The following is a 23,667-nucleotide window of genomic DNA, read 5'->3' on the forward strand; positions in this document are numbered from 1 at the left end:
GCGGGCCCGAAACCGGCGCCTACGGGGAAACCCGAAGGATGCAAGCCGCATGTCAACTCGTCGCGCGGGCGACGCGTTATGGAGCCAGTGCATCAGAATTCGTCGAGGCGGAAAGGCAGGCGCCGACCCGCCCGGCGGCGACCGGCAGCCCGGCGCGACTGATGTTCCGATGCGGATGCCTCGCATCTCTTACCGGTACGTTTGACTTTTTCTCCGCTAAAGGAAGAACAATGAAGAAGACGCTCGCTTCGATCATGACCGCAGCATTCGCTCTCGCATCGGTTTCGGCATTCGCACAGGCGTCGGCGCCGGCAGCCGACACGTCGGCCGCGGCATCGGCATCGGCACCGGCCAAGAAGGATCACAGCAAGCCGAAGCACCAGCTGAAGCGGCACGGTTCGGCCAAGGGCAAGGCGAAGGCCGCAGCCGCTTCGGCCGCCGGCACGAACGACGCAGGCGCGCAGAACTAAGCACGCTTCGCCGGGGCTGGCCCTGCCAGCCGCCCGTCGCGAAACCCCGCACGCTCCGGCCTGCGGGGTTTTGTTTTTTCAGGCGTCCGCGACGTCCGGAACGTCGAGGGCAGCGGGCGGCGGCGTGCGCATCGCGTCGACCACCGCGCGCATGCGCCGCCAGTGCGACCCTTCCCAGAACACTCGCCGGCACACGTCGCACGCGGCGAAGCGCCGGTGCCGTTGCCGGACGCCGTCCGGCACGCGCGGCGCGGCGTCCGCCGCATCGAGCGCGTGCAGCGGCGCGTTGCAGCGCAGGCACAGGCGGAACGGCCGCATGTGCGGCGCGAGGTCGAGCCGCGCGAACAGCTCGCGCAACTGCGCGTCGGGCTGCTGCGCGTGCAGGTAGCAGCCGCGTGCGACCGCGCGGCGCTTCAGCAGCTCGCGGTCGCGGGTCAGCACGATCCGGCCTTCGCGCGAGGCGAGCGCGACGAGTTCGTCGTCGCGGTAGTGGTTGTCGTAGCAGGTGTCGAAGCCGGCGAGGCGCAGCAGCTGCGCAAGGCCGCCGAGGTGCGCGTCGGCGACGAAGCGCCAATGGTCCGGTTGCGGCAGCGGCGATGAGCCCGCCGGCTGCGCGCGCTCCGGATGGATGTCGACGCGGTCGCCGTCGCCGAGCGGCCGGTCGAGGCCGGCCGGTGCACCGTTCACGCAGAGCCGGCCGATTTCCGTATGCGGGACGCCGAGCGCCTCGATCGCATGCTTGACCGTCGCGTCGCGGGCAAACGCGTGCGCAAACGCGCGCTCGCGCTGGGCGCGAGCGAGAAACGCGTTCAGTTCGCCGTGGAAGCGGAAGGTCGCGGTCGCCATCCGGGCAGTATCGCACCGCGCGCCGCGCGCCGCGCGCCGCCCGTCGCCCGTCGCCGGGGCTGCAGGTCACCGCCATCTGTGTTTAACTCCACGCTTCACGAGTCGAAGGAGCGGGAAATGGATCTCGGATTTATCGGGCTGGGCGAAATGGGGCAGGCGATCGCGACGAACTTGCTGAAGGCAGGGCATGCCGTGCGGGTCTGGAACCGGTCGCGCGAGCGTGCCGAGCCGCTCGCCGCGCTCGGCGCGCAGATCGTCGCGACGCCGGCCGACGCGTTTCGCGGCGATGCCGTGTTCTCGATGCTCGCCGACGATGCCGCGGCGCGCGAAGTATTCGACGACGCACTGCTCGCGCAGGCGCCGCGCGGCCTGATTCACGTGAACATGGCCACGGTGTCGGTCGCGCTCGCCGAGTCGCTCGCGCACGCGCATGCGTCGCGCGGTCTCGCGTACGTCGCCGCGCCCGTGATGGGGCGCCCGGACGTCGCGGCCGCCGCGCGCCTGACGATCATGGCCGGCGGCCCGGCCGAGGCAATCGACCGCGTGCAGCCGCTGTTCGACGCGATCGGCCAGAAGACCTGGCGCTTCGGCTCGCTGCCGCAGCATGCGAACGTCGCGAAGATCGCGGCGAATTTCACGCTCGCGTCGGCGATCGAGACGCTCGGCGAGGCGTCCGCGCTGCTCGGCGCGCACGGCGTCGCGATGCGCGACTTCCTCGACGTGATCACGAACAGCGTGTTTCCGGGGCCGGTCTACGAAGGCTACGGCGGGATGATCGCCGAGCGCAGCTACGAACCCGCGCGTTTCAAGGCGCGCCTCGGGCTGAAGGACGTGCGCCTCGCGCTGCAGGCCGGCGACGCCGTATCGGTCCCGCTGCCGGTGGCGAGCGTCGTGCGCGACAGCCTGCTCGATGCGCTCGCGCACGGCGGCGGCGAACAGGACTTCGCGGTGCTCGGCGAAGTCGCGCTGCGCCGCGCGGGCCGCTGAGCCGACGCGGGACAGACACGCCGCGCGCGCGGCATAATCGACATTTCGTTTCTCTTTCGATCGGGGTGGGCATGAACCTGCATACGTGGTGGCTTTTCGTGGCGACGGTGTTCGTCGTGTCGGCGATTCCGGGTCCGAACATGCTGCTCGTGATGACGCACGGCGCGCGGCACGGGCTGCGGCGTTCGGCGTGGACGATGGCCGGCTGCCTCACCGCGCTGGTGCTGATGCTGTCGGTGTCGGCGGCGGGCCTCGGCGCCGTGCTCGAGGCATGGCCGGCGATGTTCAACACGTTGCGCTTTGCAGGCGCGGCCTACCTGATCTATCTCGGCGTGAAGGCGTGGCGCGCGCGCGTCGACGACGAGCAGCCCGCCTCCGATATCGAAACCGTGTCGCGCCAGGTCGCGTCGGCATCGCGCTGGGTGCTGTTCCGCAATGGTTTCCTGGTCGCGGGCAGCAACCCGAAGGCGATCCTGTTCGCGGCCGCGTTGCTGCCGCAGTTCATCAACGCATCCGAGCCGACGCTGCCGCAGTTCGGCATCCTCGTCGTCACGTTCGCGGTGATCGAGGTCAGCTGGTATCTCGTCTACGCGTCGTTCGGCACGCGCATCGGCGCGACGCTGAAGAGCCAGAGCGTCGCGAAGGTCTTCAACCGGCTGACGGGCGGCCTCTTCGTCGGCTTCGGCGCAATGATGGCGCTGGTTCGTCACTGAATTCGGCCCGCGCGCTCCGCCGGACGCCCCGCACCTCGTCAGAGGGCGGGGTGTTTTCCTGTCCGGGCCCGCATCACGCGCGCGGCCACGCGGCGGCGCCGGCCCGGCGGCCGGCCGACCAGCCGAATGCCGCGGCCGCTCCCGCGAACGCGAAGCCGACGCCGCACACGGCGCTCCACCCGCCCCATGCCCATGCGCTGCCCGCGAGCGCCGCGCCGAGCGCCCCGCCGACGAAGAACAACCCGACGAACAGCCCGTTCAGACGTCCGCGCGCGGCCGGATTCAGCAGGTTGATTTCGCGGCGGCCGATCGTCTGGTCGACGATCACGCCCGCGTCGAGCAGCGCCGCGCCGCTGGCCAGCAGCGCCAGCGCGAGGCCGCGGTGCGCCGACGCATCGAAGCCGAACCAGCCGGCGCCGGCGATGCCGAGCACGGTGAGCGCGGCGAGCATCGTCACGTGCGCGATGCGCTGCGCGGCCGGGCCGTGGCCGCGATCGCCGGCGCGGCCGGCCAGCGGCGTGACGATCGCACCGCTCGCGCCGGCGAACGCGAACAGCGCGATTCCGTGCAGGTCGAGGCCGAACGGCGGCTGCGCCAGCCGCAGCCCGACGGCGGTCCAGAACGCGCTGAACGCGGCCATCGCGAGCGCGGCCGACAGCGCATGTCGGCGCAGCACGGGTTCGTCAGCCAGCAGGCGGCTCATCGACGCGAGCAGCGCGCGATAGCCGGCCGTCATCGGCGGCACGCGCGGCGGCAAGCGTAGGGCGAGCACCGCCGCGATCCCCGCGTTCGCGAGCGCGGCCAGCGCATAGAACGCGCGCCAGCCGGCCGTGCCCGCGATCAGGCTGGCGAGTGGCCGCGACAGCAGGATGCCGAGCATCAATCCGCTCATCACGTTGCCGACCGCTCGCCCGCGCTGCGCTTCGGGCGCCATCGACGCGGCCATCGGCACCAGCATCTGGATCACGCTCGACGCGGCGCCCGCGGCCAGCGTCGCGAGCAGGAAGACGGTGCCGGATCGCGTGAACGCCGGCAGTGCGAGCGCGGCCGCGCACGCGACGAGCGTCGCGACGATCAGACGGCGGTTCTCGAGCAGGTCGACGAGCGGCACCAGCAGCACGAGGCCCGCTGCGTAGCCGAGCTGCGGCAGCATCGCGACGAGGCCCGTGAGGCCGGACGGCAGCCGCAGGTCCGCGCTGATCGGGCCGGTCAACGGCTGCGCGGCGAACAGGTCCATCACGATCACGCCGACCGTCGCGGCGAAGAAGAGCGTCATGCCCGCACTGAGTGCGGGCGGCGGTGCGCCGCGCGCGGGGTGGCCGGCGGGCGAGCAGGAATCGGCAGGGCAGTTCATCGGAAGCCTGGGTTTCGAGCGGAGGAATCCCCATCGTAGGCGCCCGATGTTTATGCGACAATTGAAATATGTCTAACATGATTATGCGAGTTTGCTTTGAATACGCGTGATCTCCAGGCGTTCGTCGCGGTGGTCGACAGCGGGTCGATGGTCGCCGCCGCCGCGAAGCTTCATCTGACGCAGCCGGGCCTCACGCGACGCGTGCAGAACCTCGAAACGCTGCTGGGCATGCCGCTGCTCGAGCGGCAGAGCAAGCCGCTGAAGCCGACGGCCGCCGGGCGCGACGTCTATGCGCTCGCGCGCAACGTGCTGGGCGCGGTCGACGAATTGATGGCGGCCGGCGCGCCCGACAGCGAGCCGTCCGGCGAACTGCGCATCGGCGTGCCGCCGTTCCTGTCCGAGCTGGCGCTCGAGCGGCCGATCGACCGGCTGCGCGACACGTTTCCGCGGCTGACGCTGCGCGTGACGGCCGGCTGGTCGCCGGCGCTGGTGCAGGGCATCGAGCGCGGCACGCTCGACGTGGCGACGGTCATGGTGCCGGCCAGCGCGGCGCTACCCGACACGCTGACGGCCACGCTGCTCGGCACGCAGCCGACCGTGCTCGTCGCCGCGCGCGACTTCCCGCTGCCCGACGGCCCGCTGTCGCTCGACGTGCTGTCGGGTTTTCCGTGGGTGCTGAGCCAGGACGGTTGCGGGATGCGATCGGCGTTGAGCCGTGCGCTCGGCGCGGCCGGGCTGCCGTTCGACGTCGCGGTCGAGGCGTTCGGTTCGGAGTTGCAGCTGTCGCTCGTGGCGCGCGGCGCGGGCATCGGGATCGCGTCGCCGAATGCGCTGGCGCGCAGTGCGCATCGCGATGCACTGAGGGTGGTGGAAACGGCGGGGCTGGAGACGCGGATCAACGTCTGGATCGTGCACGGCGCGCTGCCGGGCCGCCTGACGCGGCCGGTCGCGCTGCTGCGCGATGCGCTGGGCGAGGTGCTCGACCGGGAGAACGAGAAGGGGTCAGATGCGAACTAGCGCGCTAGAGTGCGCATTCGAGGGAAAATCCTGATTTTCTCTACGGAAATGTTGCAATGCAGAAATCGATTCGCTATAGTTACACCTGTCTCCTCCATGTCTCCTCTGATATGGATTCAGCCCGCCTCTTAGGCGGGCTTTTTTTTGCCCGCGTTTTTTGCACGGGCCCTCCGTTCGTCCTCTGTCCGTCCTCCGTCGCCGGCGTCAGAACTTGTAGGTCATCCCGACGTAGCTGATGATCGGGTCGGCCTTCAGGTCCGATTTCGACTCGGCGAGCACCGTGCCGTCGGCCGCCTTGATCGTCACCGTCGACGTCGTCTTCAGCGGGATATACGTCACCGACGCCACCAGCCCGAAATGCTCCGTCATGTTGTACTGCAGACCCGCGTTGAACACCGGCTGCCATGACGACGACGCCTTCGCTTCCACCGATGTCGTACCCGGCTTGCCCGCACCCGCCGCGAGGATCGCGCCGAGGTTGTCCTGCGTCTGCTTGATGAAGTTCGTGTTGAGCTGCAGGTCGCTGAACCAGTTGTACGACACGCCGAGGCCGAGGAACGGCCGGAATTTCGCGTTCGCCGCCCCGAAGTAATACTGCAGGATCGCCGCCGGGCTCCACTGCCGCACGCTCTTCACGATCGGATTGACCGAGGCCAGCCCGATGTTCTGCGTGCCGAGCGCGCCGGCAGGGCCGGGCGGCTTGATCGTGCCCTGGCCCGACACCTTGAACACCGGCGGCACGCCGGCCACCGACGTGACCGCGATGTGGTCGGTCAGGAAGTGGCTGACCGTCAGGCCGACCGTGTCGGCACCGCTCGTACGCAGCCCGGTGCCCGGCGACGTGAACGACGGCGGCAGCCGCAGCGGCGTGTTGATCGGCGTCGGCGCGACGTTGGTCGTCATCGGCGTGCTGCTTTGCTGCGGCATCACGTGGAACCAGCCCAGCGTGACGACGTTGCTGCCGGCGCTCTGCGCGTGCGCCGCGAGCGGCGCCAGCGCGGCGGCGCCGGCCGCCGCGCAAAGAAGGGTCTTCTTCATCACGGCTGCCTCCGCTTACTGGACGAACGCGCCGATCGTGAAATACGGCGTCGAACCCGCGTTGTCGAGGAAACCGAACACGCCACCCGTGAAGATGAACTTGCCGGTCGGCGACGTGCTGCCCGAGCCCGTATGGATCGTCGTGACCGTGCCCGGCACCTTCTGCGTGTAGTCCAGGTCGAGCGCGGTCGCGAGCGATGCCTGCGACGGCTGGAACGGATCGAGCAGCGTGGCCTGCTTGTCGATCAGCGCGGTGGTCCGGTAGTCGAACTGGCTGTCGACGCCGATGTATTCGCCGTTCTGCGAGCCGGCGGCGATCGCGGTCTGCGGCGAGAGGATCGAGATGCTCGATTCGTCGTCGGCGGTCAGGCCCGGCACGCCGTTGCTGTCGGGCGTCGGGTTCGGGTTCGCGACGCCCGTGCGCACGAGGATCGGCACCAGCTGGTTGCGCAGCTTGCCGACGATCATGAAGCCCTTGCCCTGCGGCGTCGCCGACAGCGTCGGCTTCAGCTGGCTCTGGTAGTTGTTGCTCTGGAACGCGCCGCTGCCGTCGGCCGACTGCACGAAGTTCGTGCCCTGCTGCATGCACGCGCCGCCGGCGAACTGGCCGGTCGTGTCGCACTTGGTCCACGTGCCGTCCGCGTTGATCGTCACCTTCGCGTCGATCGACGCCGGCGCGAATTTCTGCGACGGCACTTCGCCGAAGCCGATGTGGCTGTACGTGCCCGCGACCTTCGTGATGTCGGTTTCGATCGACGAGAAGCCGATGAACGGGTAGTACGGGAATTTCGTGTCGGGCACCGCGGCCTGGCCGAGCACGCCGTCGAACTGGATCTCCTTGCCGGGAATCGTGCCGCCCGCGACGCCGAAGCCGACGAAGATGCGCGCCGGACGCGATGCGTCGAGGCTCGCGCCGTTCAGCCGGAATGCGCACTGGTTCAGCTTGTTGGTCGGCAGCAGCGTTTCCTGCGTGAGCGTGCCGCTGTCGACGGTGCCCGCGCGGGTCGGCGTGACGGTGCCGGTCTTTTGTGGAACCGCCGATTCGACGTAGGTGACCTGCCAGGTCATCTTGGTCGTATCGAGCTGGACCTTGGCCAGTTCGCCGCTGCCCGCGCCGCCGGTAAACACGGTGCTGTAGTCGAGCGTCGCGGGGCAGAGCCGGTCTTCGACGAGCGGAGGCGGGTTGTCGCTGCCGCCGCCGCATGCGGAAAGAAGGGGGGCGGCAAGGGCCGCCGCCAGAACGAGGTTGCGCTTCATGTTGCTCCTCCAGATTTGTCTTGTCAGGCGGCCGGCTCCCTGTCGACCGCTTCTGTTGCTTGTGCTCGTGCTGCGTGCGCCGTGCCGGGCGCCGTCGTTTCGTGCCTTCCCTGCATCCCGCGGCGGCGCACCGGCCGCCGCCGCGTCCCCGATCGTTACTTGCTGATCTGTGCGCCCACGCCGAAGTACGGTGTCGACGACGTGCTCGCGTTCGCCGACGTCGACGTGACGCCGCCGTTCACCGTGCCCTGGATGAGCGCCGCGTACAGGCCGCCCGTCGCGATCACCACGCCCGATGCGGACGGGTAGGTCGCGCCGCTCGCCGGCGTCGTTGCCGTGTTGAGCAGGCCCGGCGTTCCCTGGCCGTAGTCGAGCGTGAAGGCGTCTTCCTCTGCCTGCGTGGTCGGGTTGATGAACGACGCGTTGCCGCCGCGGATCAGTGCGGCCGTGTACTTGAAGTTCGAATCGGCGCCCGCGTAGCCGCCGTCGATCGCGCCCGACTGGATCGCGGTCGCCGCGCCGAGCACCGCGATGCCCGATTCGTCGTCGACTTGTGCGTCGGCGTGCAGCGGCGGCGTGCCGAGGTTCACGTTGCCCGTGCGCACGACCACCGGCACGGTCGCGCCGTTGAGCTGGCCGATCACCATGTGCGCGGTGGCCGACTTGCCGGTCGCGCCGATCAGCGGCAGCCGCGTCTGCGGCAGGATCTGCGGCGCCTTCGCGCTGTTGAGGTAGCCGCCGCTCGCGTTCGCCGTCCACGGATCGCCGGTCGTCTGGCAGCCGCCGGCATTCGTCGACGTGCATGCGCCGTTCGTGTCGAACGTCTCGCTCGAATTCGTGCCCTTCGTCGCGTAGTTGCTCGACGGCACGAGGTGGTAGATCAGCGCGTTGTACGTGCCGGGCAGCTTCGTGAGGTCGGTCGTCGTGTTCGCGAAGCCGAGGAACGGATAGAAGTCGAAGTGGCGGTTCGGCACCTGGCCGACGTTCTGGATCACGCCCGGGATGATCGTCAGCCCGTCGTACTGAACCGTCGCGCCGGGGATGCCGCCGCCCGCGACGCCCATGCCGACCAGCAGCATCGGCGGGTTCGCCTGGTTGAAGTCGGCGGCCGTCGAATAGGTCGAGCCGTTCGGTGCCGTGCCCGAACCTGGCGTGAGCACGAACGCGCAGCGCGTCTGCTCCGCGGTCGGCAGCGTGCCGGTCGGCGGGTGGATGACCTTGCCGGTGATCGTGGTGCCGGCGCGGCTCGGCGTGACCGTGCCGGTCGCGAGCGGAATCGGCGATTCGAGCCACTTGAGCGTGTACGTCATCGCGACCGCGTCGATGTTGACGCTGACGATCTCGCCGCTACCGGCGCCGCCGAGGTACGTGCTCTTCACGATGTCGGCGTTGGCCGGGCACAGCGCGCCGTTTATGGGCTGCGACGGCGGCGGCCCTTGCGTGCCGCAGCTCGATCCGGAACATTGGGGCGCTTCGATCGGCGCGGGCGAGCCGCCGTCCCCTCCACCACAGGCAATCAGGAAAGGGGCGATGGCAAAGGCCGTTGCCACCCCCTTCGATAAGGCGTGCGACATGCCGCTGTCTCCAATCGTTTAATTGTGCGAGCTAATGTCGCTGTCTGGATTTTTGCTGTCAATTGATGAACTCGTCTAAAAAAGGCGATTGAAACAGCGTGCACGCAATGAATCCTTGCAGAATCTGGATTTCAGTAAGAATTAAAACGCGCGGAGGGCGCTAGAGTGCTGCCGAAGTGGGGCGGCTGCCACGCACGGACGGCTCTCGAGGCCCTCACGCGTATAACGGCAGCGTTTAAAGCGGCGGTATCCGGTTTATCCCTATTCGGGATTGACTGGATAAAATTGGGTTAATTAATCAATCGGTAATCGCGCAATGGAAAGCTTGTAAATATTTGTAAATGCGCGAACCGGATTTTATTGATTGCCTGATACGGGAAAATAAAAAGCCGGCCAGCGGCCGGCTTTGCATCGCATGCAAGCGGAATCAGCGCTTGAGGCCTGCATCCTCGGCGGCGCCGATGTTGAGGTTCATGCACTGGATCGCGGCGCCCGATGCGCCCTTGCCCAGGTTGTCGAGGCGCGCGACCGTGACGAAGCGCTCTTCGTTGCCGAACACGAACAGGTCGACGCGGTTCGTGTCGTTGTTCGCCTGCACGTCGAAGAAACCGCTGTCGAGGTTCGCATCCGCGTTGAACGGCGCGACGCGCACGAACGGTTCGTCCGCGTAGTACTCGGCGAACACGCGCTGCACGTCCTGCGGCGTCGCGCGCTTCGCGAGCTGCTCGGGCGAGAAGTAGGTCGTCACGGCAAGGCCTTTCAGGAACGGGCCGACGATCGGCGTGAAGATCGGCGCATGCGTGAGGCCCGTGTGTGCGGCCATTTCCGGCAGGTGCTTGTGCGCGAGCGCGAGCGCGTACGGACGCGGGCTCGCGAGCTTGCCGCCCGGCGCCGCGTTTTCGTATTCGGCGATCATCGACTTGCCGCCGCCGCTGTAGCCGGTGATCGAATAGCTGTGCGCGGCGAAGGTCGGCGCGACGATGCCGGCATCGACGAGCGGACGCATCGCGAGCACGAACGCCGAGGCATGGCAGCCCGGCACGGCGATGCGCTTCGACGTGCGAATCTTCTCGCGTTGCGCGCGCGTCAGTTCCGGCAGGCCGTATGCCCAGTCGGCGTTCGTGCGGAACGCGGTGCTCGCGTCGATCAGCGTCGTGTTCGGGTTCTCGACCAGCGATGCCGATTCGCGCGACGCGACGTCCGGCAGGCACAGGAACGTGACGTCCGATGCGTTGATCAGGCGGCGGCGCTCGTCGACGTCCTTGCGCTTCGCTTCATCGATGCGCAGGATCTCGATGTCGTTGCGCGCCGACAGGTATTCGAAGATCTTGAGGCCGGTCGTACCTTCCTGGCCGTCGACAAAAACTTTGGTGCTCATTTCGTTCTCGCTGAATGAAACGGGAGCCGCGGCGCCCTGAAACCGCCATTTTAAGACCTCATCCGGCGGGCCTGCACCGCACGGGGCGAAAAAAAGACGGCCCGCGGGCCGTCTTGTGTCCCTCGCGCGCGCCTGCGCCGCATTGCCGCGTCACCGGCGGCGCGAGCGGGTGCGCGTGCCGCCGCGTTCAGCGGCCGCCGGCCAGCCAGCGGGCGGTCGCGTCGGCGACGCGCCGGCCGAACGCCTTCGCGGTCTCGAGGTCGCCGGGCAGCGGGCCCTCGTCGGGCGTCGCGTCCGCCGGCGACTGCGCGAGCAGGCCCGTGAAGCCGCCGACGTAATTGATGTCGTTGCGGGTGGCTGCCTTCGAGTTGGCCGGCATCATGCCCGTGCCGACCCACACCATCCCATGTTGCATCGCCAGCGTGACGAAATACTGAATCGTCGAGAACTTGTCGCCGTTCATCGTCGCGGAGTTCGTGAAGCCCGCCGCGATCTTGTCCTTCCACTTCTGCGTGAACCACGGTTTCGACGTGGCATCGGCGAACTGCTTGAACTGCGCGGACGGGCCGCCCATGTAGGTCGGCGCGCCGAAGACGATCGCGTCCGCCGCGTCGAGCGCGGCCCAGCCCGCGTCGTCGAGTTCGCCGACGGCGATCAGGCGTGCGGTGGCGCCGGCGTCCTGCGCGCCTGCGTGGACGGCTTCGGCCAGTTTCTGCGTGTGACCGTAGCCGCTGTGATAGACGATGACGATGTTCGACATGAAGCGTTCTCCGGAAGGGGACGACACGGCGGGCGCCGCGGCCTGCCGCGTCACGCGCCGCGATCGGGCGGCGCGACGGATGCGCGGCGGGATGCCGCGACCGGTGCCGCCGAGTCTAGCAAGCCGAAATGACGGGAGAAAAGCACGCACGCGGCGTGGGGAAATTCGCGGGCGCGGGCGATCGCGGCCGGAGACACGCGCAATGGGGCAGGCGGCGGCGCATGCGCGCTCACTGTCCGTAAGTGACCGTGAGCCGTGCGGTGCCGATTGCCAGCGTGCCGATCTCGTGCTCGAACATCGGTGCGGGGCGCCCTTGTGCGACGCGCAGGTCCGTGCCCTTCAGCGCATAGACGGTGATCACGTAGCGGTGCGGCTTGCCGGGCGGCGGGCACGGGCCGCCGTAGCCGTCGACCCCGAAGTCGTTGCGCGCCTCGCTCGCGCCGATGCGGCGCAGGAAGCCCGACGCGCTCGCGTCGGCCGGCAGGCTCGTGACGCTCGCCGGGATGCCGGCGACGGCCCAGTGCCACCAGCCGTGCCCCGGCGCATCGGGATCGAAGATCGTGATCGCGTAGCCGTGCGTGCCGGGGGGCGGGTTGCGCCAGCTGAGCTGCGGCGAACGGTTGCCGCCCTTGCAGTCGCCGCGGTCGAACACGTTCGCGGCGCTGACGCGCCCGCCGGGCGTCAGGTCGTTGCTCGACACGGTGAACGGGCCTTCCGCCCGCGCGGGCAGGACGGCGAACGCGACGCACGCGGCGGCGCAGGGAAGGGCGGCGATGAACGGCGAAGGACGACCCGGGGACGCAGGCGAAGTGATCCGGCGATCCACACGCATATGGCGCTTCTCCCGTCACGTGGGCCGGGCCGATGCTCCCGGCATTGTTGGCGTTGTGCGTTGCCCGCGCAGCTGATGGCGACGATGGATCAAGTCTAGCATTAGGGTTCGATGAGCGATGCATGCCGCGGCCCGCGATTCGGCCGCCCCCGATGCGCATCGGCGGACGAAAAAAAACCGCTCGCGGTCAGGCGAGCGGCTCTTTCGGCCAGGGTGCCGGCTGCGTGCCGGCCCGGCATTACTCCTTCGGGGCCGTCGCGCCGCCGTGCGCGGCCGACCACTCGGCCGGCGCGTGCAGGAACTTCTCGACTTCGTCGAGCGTCTTGGTCTCGAAGTAGCCCGATGCCTTCGCGACGCGCAGCACGTCCCACCAGGTCGCCAGCGCGTGCAGGTCGACGTCGATGTCCTTCAGGACCGACACGCTTTCCTTGAAGATGTTGTAGTGGAACAGCACGAAGCAGTGGTTCACCGTCGCGCCCGCGGTGCGCAGCGCATTGACGAAGTTGATCTTGCTGCGGCTGTCGGTCGTCAGGTCTTCCACGAGCAGCACGCGCGAGCCTTCTTCCAGATGACCCTCGATCTGCGCGTTGCGGCCGAAACCCTTCGGCTTCTTGCGAACGTACTGCATCGGCACCATCATCCGATCCGCGAGCCATGCCGCGAACGGGATGCCGGCCGTCTCGCCGCCCGCCACCGAGTCGATCTGCTCGAAGCCGACGTCGCGCATGATCGTCGTTTCAGCCATTTCCATCAGCGCACGACGCACGCGCGGATACGAGATCAGCTTGCGGCAGTCGATATAGACGGGGCTTGCCCAGCCGGACGTGAAGATGAACGGTTTTTCGGCATTGAAGTGCACCGCCTGCACTTCGAGCAGGATTTTGGCGGTCGTATCCGAGATCGACTGACGATCGTAGCCTGTCATGGGCATTCCTTGGGTGATGAGCGAAGAGCGGGCGCGGGCCCGGTGGCGCAGCAAGGGGAACCTGCCCGAGGGGCCGGGGTGCGATCGGCGGGCCGACCGCATCGCTGCGCGCGTAGCCCGCTATTTTACCCGATCCAGGCCGGTTTTCGGCGGAATTCCCGCAGGTTCGGCGTGCGGCTCACCACCGGCGAAACAAACGGGGCGCGATCGCCTCGATGCGGATGCGGAGGATGCGGCGCCGCACCAACGGACGGCATTTAGGGGGTGTACACTAGGCGACCCTTAGAAATCGTTCAGTACTTTGTACTTTCCTCTTGCTACCCGCCAAGGTTCGATGGCGTGCCGATCCGGCGCGCTGCGTGCCGTCTCGCAGTCGACCACCCCTTCGATTCAAGCAGACGCGGCCCAAGGTGCTGTGTACTGAACCGTCAAAATTTCGCATGTCTCTCGCAGGTCAATCATGGACGAACAACTGAAGCAGGCCGCTCTCGCTTATCACCTGAACCCGAAACCCGGCAAGATTTCGGTCACCCCGACCAAGCCGCTGTCGAACCAGCTCGATCTGTCGCTCGCGTATTCGCCGGGCGTCGCCGCCGCGTGCGAGGCGATCCACGCCGATCCGCTCGACGCGCAGAAGTACACGTCGCGCGGCAACCTCGTCGGCGTCATCACGAACGGCACGGCCGTGCTGGGCCTCGGCAACATCGGCCCGCTGGCCGCGAAGCCGGTGATGGAAGGCAAGGGATGCCTGTTCAAGAAGTTCGCGGGCATCGACGTGTTCGACATCGAACTCTCGGAGTCCGACCCCGACAAGCTCGTCGAGGCGATCGCGATGCTCGAGCCGACGCTCGGCGGCATCAACCTCGAGGACATCAAGGCGCCGGAATGCTTCTACATCGAGCAGAAGCTGCGCGAGCGCATGAAGATCCCCGTCTTCCACGACGACCAGCACGGCACCGCGATCATCGCGTCGGCCGCGATCCTGAACGGCCTGAAGGTGGTCGGCAAGAAGTTGTCCGAAGTGAAGCTCGTATGCTCGGGCGCGGGCGCGGCGGCGATCGCGTGTCTGGACCTGCTGGTGAATCTGGGTCTCACGAAGTCGAACATCCTCGTCGCCGATTCGAAGGGCGTGATTTACGAAGGGCGCGGCAACCTCGACCCGTCGAAGCAGCGCTATGCGGCGACCACCGACGCGCGCACGCTCGCCGACGCGATCGTCGGCGCGGACGTGTTCCTCGGCTGCTCGAGCGCGGGCGTGCTGAAGCAGGACATGGTCAAGACGATGGGCGACCGCCCGCTGATCCTGGCGCTCGCGAACCCGGAACCGGAAATCCGCCCGGAAGACGCGAAGGCCGTGCGCCCGGACGCGATCGTCGCGACCGGCCGTTCGGACTACCCGAACCAGGTCAACAACGTGCTGTGCTTCCCGTTCATCTTCCGCGGCGCGCTCGACGTCGGCGCGACGACGATCACGGAAGAAATGAAGCTCGCGTGCGTGCGCGCGATCGCCGAGCTGGCCGAGGAAACCGACCAGAGCGAGGAAGTCGCGAAGGCGTATGAAGGCCACTCGCTCGAGTTCGGGCCGGAATACCTGATTCCGAAGCCGTTCGATCCGCGCCTGATCATCAAGATCGCGCCGGCCGTCGCGCAGGCCGCGATGGATTCGGGCGTCGCCACGCGTCCGATCCAGGACATGGACGCATACCGCGAGCAGCTCGGCGCGACCGTCTACCGCACCGGCATGGTGATGCGCCCGGTGTTCGCGACCGCGAAGAAGAAGCAGGCGCGCATCGTGTTCGCCGAGGGCGAGGACGAGCGCGTGCTGCGCGCCGCGCAGTTCGTGCTGCAGGAAAAGATCGCGAAGCCGATCATCGTCGGCCGTCCGTCGGTCGTCGAGATGCGCCTCGCGAAGATCGGCTCGAAGCTGAAGGCCGGCGTCGATTTCGAGATCGTGAATCCGGAAGACGACACGCGCTACCACCGCTACTGGCAGGCGTACCACGAGATCGGCGCGCGCGACGGCGTCACGCCGGAAGTCGCGAAGGCCGCGCTGCGCAAGTTCAACACGCTGATCGGCGCGATGCTCGTGCATCTGGGCGATGCGGACGGGATGATCTGCGGGATGATCGATACGTACCACACGCACCTGAAGTTCATCGAGCAGGTGCTGGGCCGTGCGAAGGGCGCCGAGCACTTCGCGGCGATGAACCTGCTGATGCTGCCGGGCCGCAACCTGTTCCTGTGCGACACGTACGTGAACGAACTGCCGAGCGCCGAACAGCTCGCCGACATGACGATCCAGGCGGCCGCCGAGATCGAGCGCTTCGGCATCGTGCCGAAGGCCGCGCTGCTGTCGAATTCGAACTTCGGCAGCGCGCCGTCGGCGTCGTCGCGCCGCATGGCCGAAGCCCGCAAGCTGATCAGCGAGCGTGCGCCGAACCTCGAGGTCGACGGCGAAATGCACGGCGACGCGGCGCTGTCGGAAGCGGTCCGCAAGGCTGCATTCCCGGGCACGACGCTGTCGGGCGAAGCGAACCTGCTGATCATGCCGAACGTCGAAGCGGCGAACATCGCGTACAACCTGCTGAAGATGGTCGGCGGCGAAGGCGTGACGGTCGGCCCGCTCCTGCTCGGCGCGGCGAAGCCGGTCCACATCCTGACGCCGGCCGCGACCGTGCGCCGGATCATCAACATGACGGCAGTGGCCGCCGCGAACGCGAACACGAAGTAAGTTCGCGCCCGCGTGTGCCGCGCATCGCGCGCGGCGCAATGAAAAACGCCACGGAACCTGCGTTCCGTGGCGTTTTTTTATGAACCGCCACCGCGCGGAGGCGGACGTCCCGACCGCGAACGCCCGACGCGCGCCGTTACGCGACCTGCTGGCGCGACTGCCCGCCCGTCGGCGAACGCCACTTCGCGAGCAGCGTGTTCCACTTCTGGCGAACCGCGCGCAGGTTGTTCTCCTTCACGTGGCCGTAGCCGCGAATGCCGTCCGGCAGCGCCGCCAGCTCGAGCGCGAGCGGGCGGTTGGCCGCGTTCAGCCGGGTCAGCACCTCGCCGATCAGCGCTTCGTACTCGCCGATCAGTGCGCGCTCGGTGCGGCGCTCCTCGGTGCGGCCGAACGGGTCGAGGCCCGTGCCGCGCAGGAACTTCGCCTTCGCCAGCAACCGGAACGCCGACAGCATCCACGGGCCGTACGCCTTCTTCACGAGATGGCCGTGCGCGTCCGTCTTCGCGAACAGCGGCGGCGCGAGGTGGAACTTCAGTTTCCAGTCGCCTTCGAACTGCGACGACAGGCGCGCGAGGAACGCCGGATCGGACTGCAGCCGCGCGACCTCGTATTCGTCCTTGTACGCCATCAGCTTGAACAGGTTGCGCGCGACCGCTTCGGTCAGCGGTTCCTGCGCGGCGTCGCCGTCCGCCAGCGCGCGTTCGGCTGCCCGCACCGTGTCGACGAAGGCCGCATAGCGCGCCGCATACGCGGCGTTCTGGTACGCCGTGAGGAACGCCACGCGCTTCGCGATCAGTGCGTCGACCGCCTTCTTCGTATGCAGCGCGATCACCGTCGCGCCTTGCGCGGGGCGGGCGTCGCCGGCCGCGGCCTGCTTCACGCTCGCGAGGTCGTGCGCGGCGCGGCGGCCCCAGTCGAACGCCGCGCGGTTCTTCTCGACCGACACCGCGTTCAGCTCGATCGCGCGTTGGAGCGACGCGAGCGTGAGCGGCAGCCAGCCCTTCTGCCACGCGTAGCCGAGCACGAACGGGTTCGTGTAGATCGCGTCGCCGAGCAGCGCGACCGCGAAGCGGTTCGCGTCGATGAAGTCGACGGCTTCACCCGCCGCCGCGCGGATGTCGTTCTCCGCGGACAAACCCGGGAACGCCCAGTTCGGGTTCTTGATGAACTCGGCGGTCGGCGTCTGCGCGCTGTTGACGACCACGCGCGTCGTGTCGTGTCGCATCCGCGACGTGCATTCGTCGCCGGCCGTGACGATCGCGTCGCAGCCGATCACGAGGTCGGCTTCGCCCATCGCGATCCGCGTCGCGTGGATGTCGGTCGGCGCGTGCGAGATCTGCACGTGGCTCATCACGGCGCCGCCCTTCTGCGCGAGACCCGTGACGTCGAGCACGGTCACGCCCTTGTTCTCCAGGTGCGCGGCCATCCCGAGTAGCGCGCCGATGGTGACGACGCCCGTGCCGCCCACGCCCGTGACGAGCACGCCGTATGCACGATCGATCGCCGGCAGCGTCGGCTCCGGAATCGGCGGCAGCGCACCGCCGTCCACCGACACGGCCTTGGGCTTCTTCAACTGGCCGCCTTCGACCGTGACGAAGCTCGGGCAGAAGCCCTTCACGCACGAGAAGTCCTTGTTGCAGCTCGACTGGTTGATCTGGCGCTTCGTGCCGAATTCGGTTTCCAGCGGCTCGACCGACAGACAGTTCGACTTCACCGAGCAGTCGCCGCAGCCTTCGCACACAGCGTCGTTGATCACGACGCGCTTCGCCGGGTCCGGATACGTGCCGCGCTTGCGGCGGCGGCGCTTCTCGGTCGCGCAGGTCTGGTCGTAGATCAGGATCGTCGTGCCTTCGATCTCGCGCAGCTCGCGCTGCACGTCGTCGAGCTGGTCGCGGTGATGGATCGTCACGCCCGGCGCGAGCAGCGCCTTCTGGCTGTCGTACTTCTCCGGTTCGTCGGTGACGATCACGATCTTCTTCGCGCCTTCGGACGCGAGCTGGTGCGTGATCTGCGGCACCGTCAGCACCCCGTCGACCGGCTGGCCGCCCGTCATCGCGACCGCGTCGTTGTAGAGGATCTTGTAGGTGATGTTCGCCTTCGACGAGATCGCCGCGCGCACCGCCAGCAGGCCCGAGTGGAAATAGGTGCCGTCGCCGAGGTTCGCGAATACGTGCTTCTCGTCAGTGAACGGCGCCTGGCCGATCCAGGGCACGCCTTCGCCGCCCATCTGGCTGAAGGTGCTCGTGTTGCGGTCCATCCAGACCGTCATGTAGTGGCAGCCGATCCCGGCGATCGCGCGCGAGCCTTCCGGCACGTTGGTCGACGTGTTGTGCGGGCAGCCCGAGCAGAACCACGGCTTGCGCTCGGTCTGCACATGCGGCTTCGCGAGCGCCATTTCCTTCGCGTTGATCACCGCGAGCCGCGCGGCGATGCGTGCGCGCACGTCGGACGGCAGCTCGAACTTCTCGAGGCGCGTCGCGATCGCCTTCGCGATAATCGCGGGCGACAGTTCGTAGTGCGCGGGCAGCAGCCAGTTGCCCATCGGCACCGACCATTCGCCGCCGGCGCCGTCCTTCTCGTCGAACTTGCCGAACACGCGCGGGCGCTGCGCGTCGGGCCAGTTGTACAGTTCTTCCTTGATCGCGTATTCGAGGATCTGGCGCTTTTCCTCGACGACGAGGATCTCGTCGAGGCCGCGCGCGAATGCCTGCGCGCCCTGCGCCTCGAGCGGCCACACGCAGCCGACCTTGTACAGGCGGATGCCGATCCGCGCGCAGGTTTCGTCGTCGAGGCCGAGGTCCGTCAGCGCCTGGCGCACGTCGAGGTACGCCTTGCCGCCCGTCATGATCCCGAAGCGCGCATTCGGCGAGTCGATCTCGATCCGGTCGAGCTTGTTCGCGCGCACATAGGCCAGCGCCGCGTACCACTTGTAGTCGAGCAGCCGCGCTTCCTGGACGAGCGGCGGGTCCGGCCAGCGGATGTTCAGGCCGCCTTCCGGCAGGATGAAGTCCGTCGGCAGCACGATCTCGGTGCGATGCGGGTCGATGTCGACCGATGCCGACGATTCGACCACGTCCGTCACGCACTTGAGCGCGACCCACAGGCCCGAGTAGCGGCTCATCGCCCAGCCGTGCAGGCCGAAGTCGAGATATTCCTGCACGTTGGACGGGAACAGCACCGGCAGCCCGCAGGCCTTGAAGATGTGTTCGGACTGGTGCGCGAGCGTCGACGATTTCGCCGCGTGGTCGTCGCCGGCGAGCACGAGCACGCCGCCGTGCTGCGACGAGCCGGCCGAGTTCGCGTGCTTGAAGACGTCGCCGGTGCGGTCGACGCCCGGGCCCTTGCCGTACCACATGCCGAACACGCCGTCGTGCTTCGCGCCGGGATACAGGTTCACCTGCTGCGAGCCCCATACGGCGGTGGCGGCGAGATCTTCGTTGAGACCGGGCTGGAAGACGATCTGGTGGGCCGCGAGGTGCTGCTTGGCCTTCCAGAGCGAGAGGTCGAGGCCGCCGAGCGGCGAGCCGCGGTAACCGGAGATGAAGCCGGCCGTGTTGAGGCCGGCGGCGCGGTCGCGTTCCTGCTGGAGCATCGGCAGGCGCACGAGCGCCTGGATGCCGCTCATGTAAGCGCGGCCGCGTTCGAGCGTGTATTTGTCGTCAAGCGTGACGGACTTCAGCGCGGCTTCGAGCGACGCGCGTTGGCCTGCGTCTAGCGGGGCATTCATTAACTGTCTCCTCCACCCAGTTTGGGATCACCAAAGCTTCGATTGCGTCGACGTCTTGTGGACGTGTCGGCAGTGGCCGGCATATTGGCCGGTTTTGAGTGATGGTAGCACTGGGATAAACCCGCCGCCCACCGGCCGACGGGCAGCGACGCGTCGACGAAACGGCGCGCGGCGATGCGTTACATCATGTAAAAGCATGTAAAGCCGGTCCCATCTTCGTACAAATGCCGTTAATCTTGTCGGCCTGCCGGAGGTGCCCGGCCGCGTCGGCACGTTTCGACGCAACCGGGGAGGCGCCGGCAGTTTTAAAGGAGGTGCAATGAACACACGTCATATCCAGAGTTTCCTGATCGTGTCCGCGGCGTTTTTCGCGATGACCGGCCCGGTGCACGCGCAAGGCGCGAGCGCACTGGCGGCAGCCGGCGCGCAGATGCGTCAGATCGCGCCGGCGCAGACCGCCGATGCGCAACCGGCGGCCGCGCGCGTCGTCGTGTCGAAGGCGAACGTGCGTTGATCCGTTCGCGCGGCCGTCGGGCCGCGCCGGAGCGATGCAAAAGACAAAAGGGCGGGAATCGCAAGATTCCCGCCCTTTTTTCCTGTGCCGCCGAGGCGCGCGCGGCACCGGCTGCGGGGCGCCGCGCGGCCGTCTGCGTCAGGCCTTGTCCTGGACCACGCCGCGGCGGATCTGGTCGAGTTCGATCGATTCGAACAGCGCCTTGAAGTTGCCTTCGCCGAAGCCCTGATTGCCCTTGCGCTGGATGATCTCGAAGAAGATCGGGCCGATCTGGTTTTCGGTGAAGATCTGCAGCAGCAGGTCGTCACGGGCGCCGTCGATCAGGATCTTGCGCTTCTTCAGTTCGTCCAGCGATTCGCCGTGGTTCGGCACGCGGCGGTCGACCAGTTCGTAATACGTGTCGATCGTGTCGAGCAGCTTCACACCCTTGCCGCGCAGGCCGTCGACCGCGCCGTAGATGTCGTTCGTGCCGAGCGCGATGTGCTGGATGCCTTCGCCGTGGTACGCGTCGAGGTATTCCTGGATCTGGCCGGCCGTGTCCGAGCCTTCCTCGTTGATCGGGATCCGGATCTTGCCGCACGGCGACGTCATCGCCTTCGACTTCACGCCCGTCACCTTGCCTTCGATGTCGAAGTAGCGCACTTCGCGGAAGTTGAACAGGCGCTCGTAGAACTCGGCCCATTCCTGCATGCGGCCGCGATGCACGTTGTGCGTCAGGTGGTCGATGTAGGTGAGGCCATGGCCGACCGGATTCGGATTCGCGCCGGCGATCGGCTCGAAGTCGACGTCGTAGATGCTGATGTCGCCGATCGCGCCCGGCTGCGCGCCGTTCTTGCCGCGCCAGCGGTCGACGAAATAGATCAGCGAATCGCCGATGCCCTTGATCGCCGGGATGTTCAGCTCCATCGGGCCCGTCTTGTTGTCGAAGCCCCAGGCGCCGAGCTCGAGCGCGTGCTTGTACGCCTTCGCGGCGTCCTGCACGCGGAACGCGATCGCGCAGATCGACGGGCCGTGCAGCCGCGCGAAGCGTTGCGCGAACGAATCGGGTTCGGCGTTGATGATGAAGTTGATGTCGCCCTGGCGGTAGACCGTCACGTCCTTGTGGCGATGGCGCGCGATCGCGGTGAAACCCATCCGTTCGAACAGTTGTCCGAGCGCTTTCGGATCCGGAGCGGTGTATTCGATGAATTCGAAGCCGTCGGTGCCGACGGGGTTGTCCCAGTTGGGGATCTGCATGTCGTGTCTCCTGTGCGGGGCGATCGGCCGGCGCGACGTGCGCGGCCCGGTTCGATGTCGAACGCGGCGCACACGCGTCGGCGTGCGCAACGAATCGGTACGTGCGACAAAGTGTAGCGGGCGGGCGCGAGCGGAAACTTGCGAACTTAATCGTCCATGCCTACGATGGCGCAATTTCCAGTCTCTGAACAATCATTGGAGGGCAGAAAATGGCGCAAGCCGAATTGGATGCCATCGACCGGCGGATTCTCGCGATTCTTCAGGAGAACGGCCGCCTGTCGAACCAGGAGATCGCCGAGCGCGTGAACCTGTCGCCGAGCCCGTGCCTGCGGCGGATCCGTCGGCTCGAGGAGATCGGCGTGATCACCGGCTACGTTGCGCTGCTCGATCCGCAGAAGCTCGGGCTCGACCTGCTCGCGTACGTGAGCGTGCGGCTCGAGAAGCGCGGCGGCGTGGTGCCGGTCCGTGCCGACGAGACGTCGGCGCGCGCGGGCGCGACCCACGCGGAACTGTTCCGCGCGGCCGTGCAGACCTGGCCGGAAGTGGTCGCGTGCCATGCGATGACGGGCGACATGGATTACCTGCTGCGCGTGCAGGTCGAGGACATGGCGCATTTCTCCCGGTTCGTGCAGGAGCATTTGCTGCACCATCCGTCGGTGATCGACGTGAAGACGAGCTTCTCGCTCGAGTGCTTCAAGGAGACGACGGCGTTGCCGATCCGGTCGGTGCGTTAGCGCGTTGCGCCGGGAAGCGAGAAAGGGAAGGTGGGCCGGGCGCCCCGCGAGGCAGCCCGGTTGGCCGATGTTACGCCGTCAGCGCGGCGGGCATCAGCGATTCGATGAACTTCGACGTGCGGTGCGCCTGGCGCTTGAGCGCGTAGTCGAATACCGCGGCCTGCTCCTGCAGCATTTCGGCGAGGATCGTCGAATGGTCGGCCGGCGGCAGCGACAGGTACGCATCGGCTTCGCCGTATGCATATTCGATCCGCATCCCGGACTTCTTCGCGATGTGCATCATCGTCGCGTTGCGCGACAGGCAATGCATGTACAGCATCGTCACGCGGGTGTTGCGGCTGCGGATCGCCGCGCGCTCGAACAGCTTCGAGCCGACGCCGCGGCCGCGGGCGCTTTCGAGCACCGACACGCCGAATTCGGCCGTGCGCTTGTCGCCATCGGCGGGCAGGTACGCCAGGTGGCCGACGCCGATCAGCTCGAGCGCATGGTCGAACACGCCGAACACCGTGTCGCGACCGAAGTCGATCGTACGGACATAGTTCTCGATCACGTGGTCGGGCACCATTTGGCCGAAGCGCAGCAGGCGGTCCTCTTCGTTGAGCGAGAGAAAGTGGGTGAGCATTTGCTCACGGTCTTTGGAAGCCAGTTCCCTGACGAGAACCGGCGCAGTACCGGCGTGGCCGACTGCATCGGCACGGCGGTTGAGTTGCGTGTTCATCGTGGGTTCCTCAGTGTGTGGCTGCACCAGTGACTTGTGCAATGCAGCGCATTTTACCTGAGTGGGGTTGGGGAAAACCCGTATTTGACGTTATTTGTGCTGAGGGTGAATTCTAAATCCGCTTAGTTAATTCTCCATCTGTTTGATTTTTAACGGATTTAAAATTCATCATATGAAACGCGCGGCGGCCTGTCGCAGTGTGCCCGCCGCGCAACGCATGCTGCTGCGCGGCAATCACGCGCCGCGCGACAGTCCGTGTTCCATCAGGTCGATCACCTGTTCGGCGAAGTCGCGGTAGCCGAGGCGGCCACCCGGCTTGAGCCATGTGAACGTCCAGTTGATCATCCCGAACACCATCATCGTGACCGACGTCTGGTTTTCCTTCGAGATTCGGTCCGGATAGGCGCGCGCGAGCTGGCGCGCGAATGCCGCGACGATGTCGCGCTGGCGGTCGAGCACGATTTCGCGCTGCGCGTCCTCGAGATACTTCACGTCGTTGAGCAGCGCGACATGGCGGCTGTGCGACGTCTCGTACTCGGCGAGAAATGCGCGCACCAGCTCGGCGAACGCGTCGCGCTCGCTGAGGCCGCGCCGCTGGCTCGCGCCTTCGACCTCGGCGATGATCAGCATCAAGCGCTTCGTGTAGCGGTCGAGCAGGTCGAACAGGATCGCTTCCTTGCTCTCGTAATAGTGATAGAGACGTGCCTTCGACGTGCCGCTCGCGGTCGCGAGATCGGACATCGACGTGCTCGGATAGCTTGTCTGCGCGAATTTCTCGGCGGCGAGATCGAGGATCTGTTCGCGCTGGGATTCGTGGTCGGGCGCTCGGGTACGGGCCATGGTCGAATGCGAAAGT

20 protein-coding genes are annotated in these 23,667 nt (G+C 67.3%); 7 read left to right on the forward strand and 13 right to left on the reverse strand.

Annotated features, from left to right (window positions below):
- The first annotated feature begins 230 nt into the window (after positions 1–230).
- Positions 231–470: a hypothetical protein gene (locus ACV22V_RS17225; protein ID WP_448014793.1), complete on the forward strand. Its 240-nt coding sequence runs from the start codon at positions 231–233 to the stop codon at positions 468–470.
- A 78-nt stretch (positions 471–548) separates the two neighbouring features.
- Here ACV22V_RS17225 and ACV22V_RS17230 read toward each other — a convergent pair whose 3' ends face one another.
- Positions 549–1,316, reverse strand: coding sequence for a Mut7-C RNAse domain-containing protein (locus ACV22V_RS17230; protein WP_448014795.1), 768 nt, complete (start codon positions 1,314–1,316; stop codon positions 549–551).
- A 117-nt stretch (positions 1,317–1,433) separates the two neighbouring features.
- Between ACV22V_RS17230 and ACV22V_RS17235 the strand changes: the two genes are divergently transcribed.
- Together ACV22V_RS17235 and ACV22V_RS17240 are read left to right on the forward strand one after the other, a co-directional pair.
- A complete protein-coding gene (locus ACV22V_RS17235; protein WP_059533405.1) occupies positions 1,434–2,303 on the forward strand; it encodes an NAD(P)-dependent oxidoreductase in 870 nt (289 codons plus the stop codon).
- 71 nt (positions 2,304–2,374) lie between these two features.
- On the forward strand, positions 2,375–3,016 hold the full coding sequence (locus ACV22V_RS17240; protein ID WP_322039868.1) for a LysE family translocator: 642 nt from the start codon (positions 2,375–2,377) through the stop codon (positions 3,014–3,016).
- 73 nt (positions 3,017–3,089) lie between these two features.
- On the opposite strand, the gene ACV22V_RS17245 is transcribed toward ACV22V_RS17240, so the two are convergent.
- The gene (locus ACV22V_RS17245) at positions 3,090–4,370 is read right to left on the reverse strand and encodes an MFS transporter (protein WP_448014796.1); all 1,281 of its coding nucleotides are present in this window, start codon (positions 4,368–4,370) and stop codon (positions 3,090–3,092) included.
- A gap of 96 nt (positions 4,371–4,466) precedes the next feature.
- On the opposite strand from ACV22V_RS17245, the gene ACV22V_RS17250 reads away from it, so the two are divergent.
- Positions 4,467–5,387, forward strand: a complete 921-nt coding sequence (locus tag ACV22V_RS17250; protein ID WP_448014797.1) for a LysR family transcriptional regulator — start codon at positions 4,467–4,469, stop codon at positions 5,385–5,387.
- Between the two features lie 204 nt (positions 5,388–5,591).
- On the opposite strand, the gene ACV22V_RS17255 is transcribed toward ACV22V_RS17250, so the two are convergent.
- The 7 genes from ACV22V_RS17255 to ACV22V_RS17285 form a co-directional block, all read right to left on the reverse strand.
- The gene (locus ACV22V_RS17255; RefSeq protein ID WP_059533397.1) at positions 5,592–6,425 is read right to left on the reverse strand and encodes an OmpW/AlkL family protein; all 834 of its coding nucleotides are present in this window, start codon (positions 6,423–6,425) and stop codon (positions 5,592–5,594) included.
- Between the two features lie 15 nt (positions 6,426–6,440).
- Positions 6,441–7,682 carry a DUF2957 domain-containing protein gene (locus ACV22V_RS17260; protein ID WP_059533395.1) on the reverse strand — a complete coding sequence of 414 codons (1,242 nt, stop codon included), beginning with the start codon at positions 7,680–7,682 and terminating at the stop codon, positions 6,441–6,443.
- Positions 7,683–7,837: 155 nt separating this feature from the next.
- Entirely contained in the window at positions 7,838–9,256 is a 1,419-nt protein-coding gene (locus tag ACV22V_RS17265; protein WP_059533393.1) for a DUF2957 domain-containing protein, read from the reverse strand.
- A gap of 427 nt (positions 9,257–9,683) precedes the next feature.
- Entirely contained in the window at positions 9,684–10,634 is a 951-nt protein-coding gene (argC, locus tag ACV22V_RS17270; protein WP_059533391.1) for an N-acetyl-gamma-glutamyl-phosphate reductase, read from the reverse strand.
- 187 nt (positions 10,635–10,821) lie between these two features.
- Positions 10,822–11,394, reverse strand: a complete 573-nt coding sequence (locus ACV22V_RS17275; RefSeq protein ID WP_059533389.1) for a flavodoxin family protein — start codon at positions 11,392–11,394, stop codon at positions 10,822–10,824.
- 229 nt (positions 11,395–11,623) lie between these two features.
- Positions 11,624–12,226: a YbhB/YbcL family Raf kinase inhibitor-like protein gene (locus ACV22V_RS17280; RefSeq protein WP_322039872.1), complete on the reverse strand. Its 603-nt coding sequence runs from the start codon at positions 12,224–12,226 to the stop codon at positions 11,624–11,626.
- 238 nt (positions 12,227–12,464) lie between these two features.
- On the reverse strand, positions 12,465–13,151 hold the full coding sequence (locus ACV22V_RS17285) for an orotate phosphoribosyltransferase (RefSeq protein WP_006752465.1): 687 nt from the start codon (positions 13,149–13,151) through the stop codon (positions 12,465–12,467).
- Between the two features lie 460 nt (positions 13,152–13,611).
- Here ACV22V_RS17285 and ACV22V_RS17290 point away from each other — a divergent pair, with 460 nt between their 5' ends.
- On the forward strand, positions 13,612–15,882 hold the full coding sequence (locus tag ACV22V_RS17290) for an NADP-dependent malic enzyme (protein WP_059533385.1): 2,271 nt from the start codon (positions 13,612–13,614) through the stop codon (positions 15,880–15,882).
- Positions 15,883–16,018: 136 nt separating this feature from the next.
- Here ACV22V_RS17290 and ACV22V_RS17295 read toward each other — a convergent pair whose 3' ends face one another.
- A complete protein-coding gene (locus ACV22V_RS17295; protein WP_059691568.1) occupies positions 16,019–19,609 on the reverse strand; it encodes an indolepyruvate ferredoxin oxidoreductase family protein in 3,591 nt (1,196 codons plus the stop codon).
- A gap of 319 nt (positions 19,610–19,928) precedes the next feature.
- Here ACV22V_RS17295 and ACV22V_RS17300 point away from each other — a divergent pair, with 319 nt between their 5' ends.
- A complete protein-coding gene (locus tag ACV22V_RS17300; RefSeq protein WP_448014800.1) occupies positions 19,929–20,123 on the forward strand; it encodes a hypothetical protein in 195 nt (64 codons plus the stop codon).
- Between the two features lie 138 nt (positions 20,124–20,261).
- Here the strand turns inward: ACV22V_RS17300 and hppD are convergent, their stop codons facing one another.
- Complete coding sequence (hppD, locus tag ACV22V_RS17305; protein WP_059465128.1) at positions 20,262–21,359, reverse strand: 4-hydroxyphenylpyruvate dioxygenase; 1,098 nt, start codon at positions 21,357–21,359, stop codon at positions 20,262–20,264.
- A 209-nt stretch (positions 21,360–21,568) separates the two neighbouring features.
- Between hppD and ACV22V_RS17310 the strand changes: the two genes are divergently transcribed.
- The gene (locus ACV22V_RS17310) at positions 21,569–22,093 is read left to right on the forward strand and encodes an Lrp/AsnC family transcriptional regulator (protein WP_059691570.1); all 525 of its coding nucleotides are present in this window, start codon (positions 21,569–21,571) and stop codon (positions 22,091–22,093) included.
- Between the two features lie 70 nt (positions 22,094–22,163).
- Here ACV22V_RS17310 and ACV22V_RS17315 read toward each other — a convergent pair whose 3' ends face one another.
- Both ACV22V_RS17315 and ACV22V_RS17320 read right to left on the reverse strand, forming a co-directional pair.
- Positions 22,164–22,811, reverse strand: coding sequence for a GNAT family N-acetyltransferase (locus ACV22V_RS17315; protein WP_059533379.1), 648 nt, complete (start codon positions 22,809–22,811; stop codon positions 22,164–22,166).
- 234 nt (positions 22,812–23,045) lie between these two features.
- Entirely contained in the window at positions 23,046–23,651 is a 606-nt protein-coding gene (locus tag ACV22V_RS17320; protein ID WP_448014802.1) for a TetR/AcrR family transcriptional regulator, read from the reverse strand.
- Between the last annotated feature and the right edge of the window lie 16 nt (positions 23,652–23,667).

It is taken from the genome of Burkholderia sp. AW33-5, assembly GCF_053427615.1.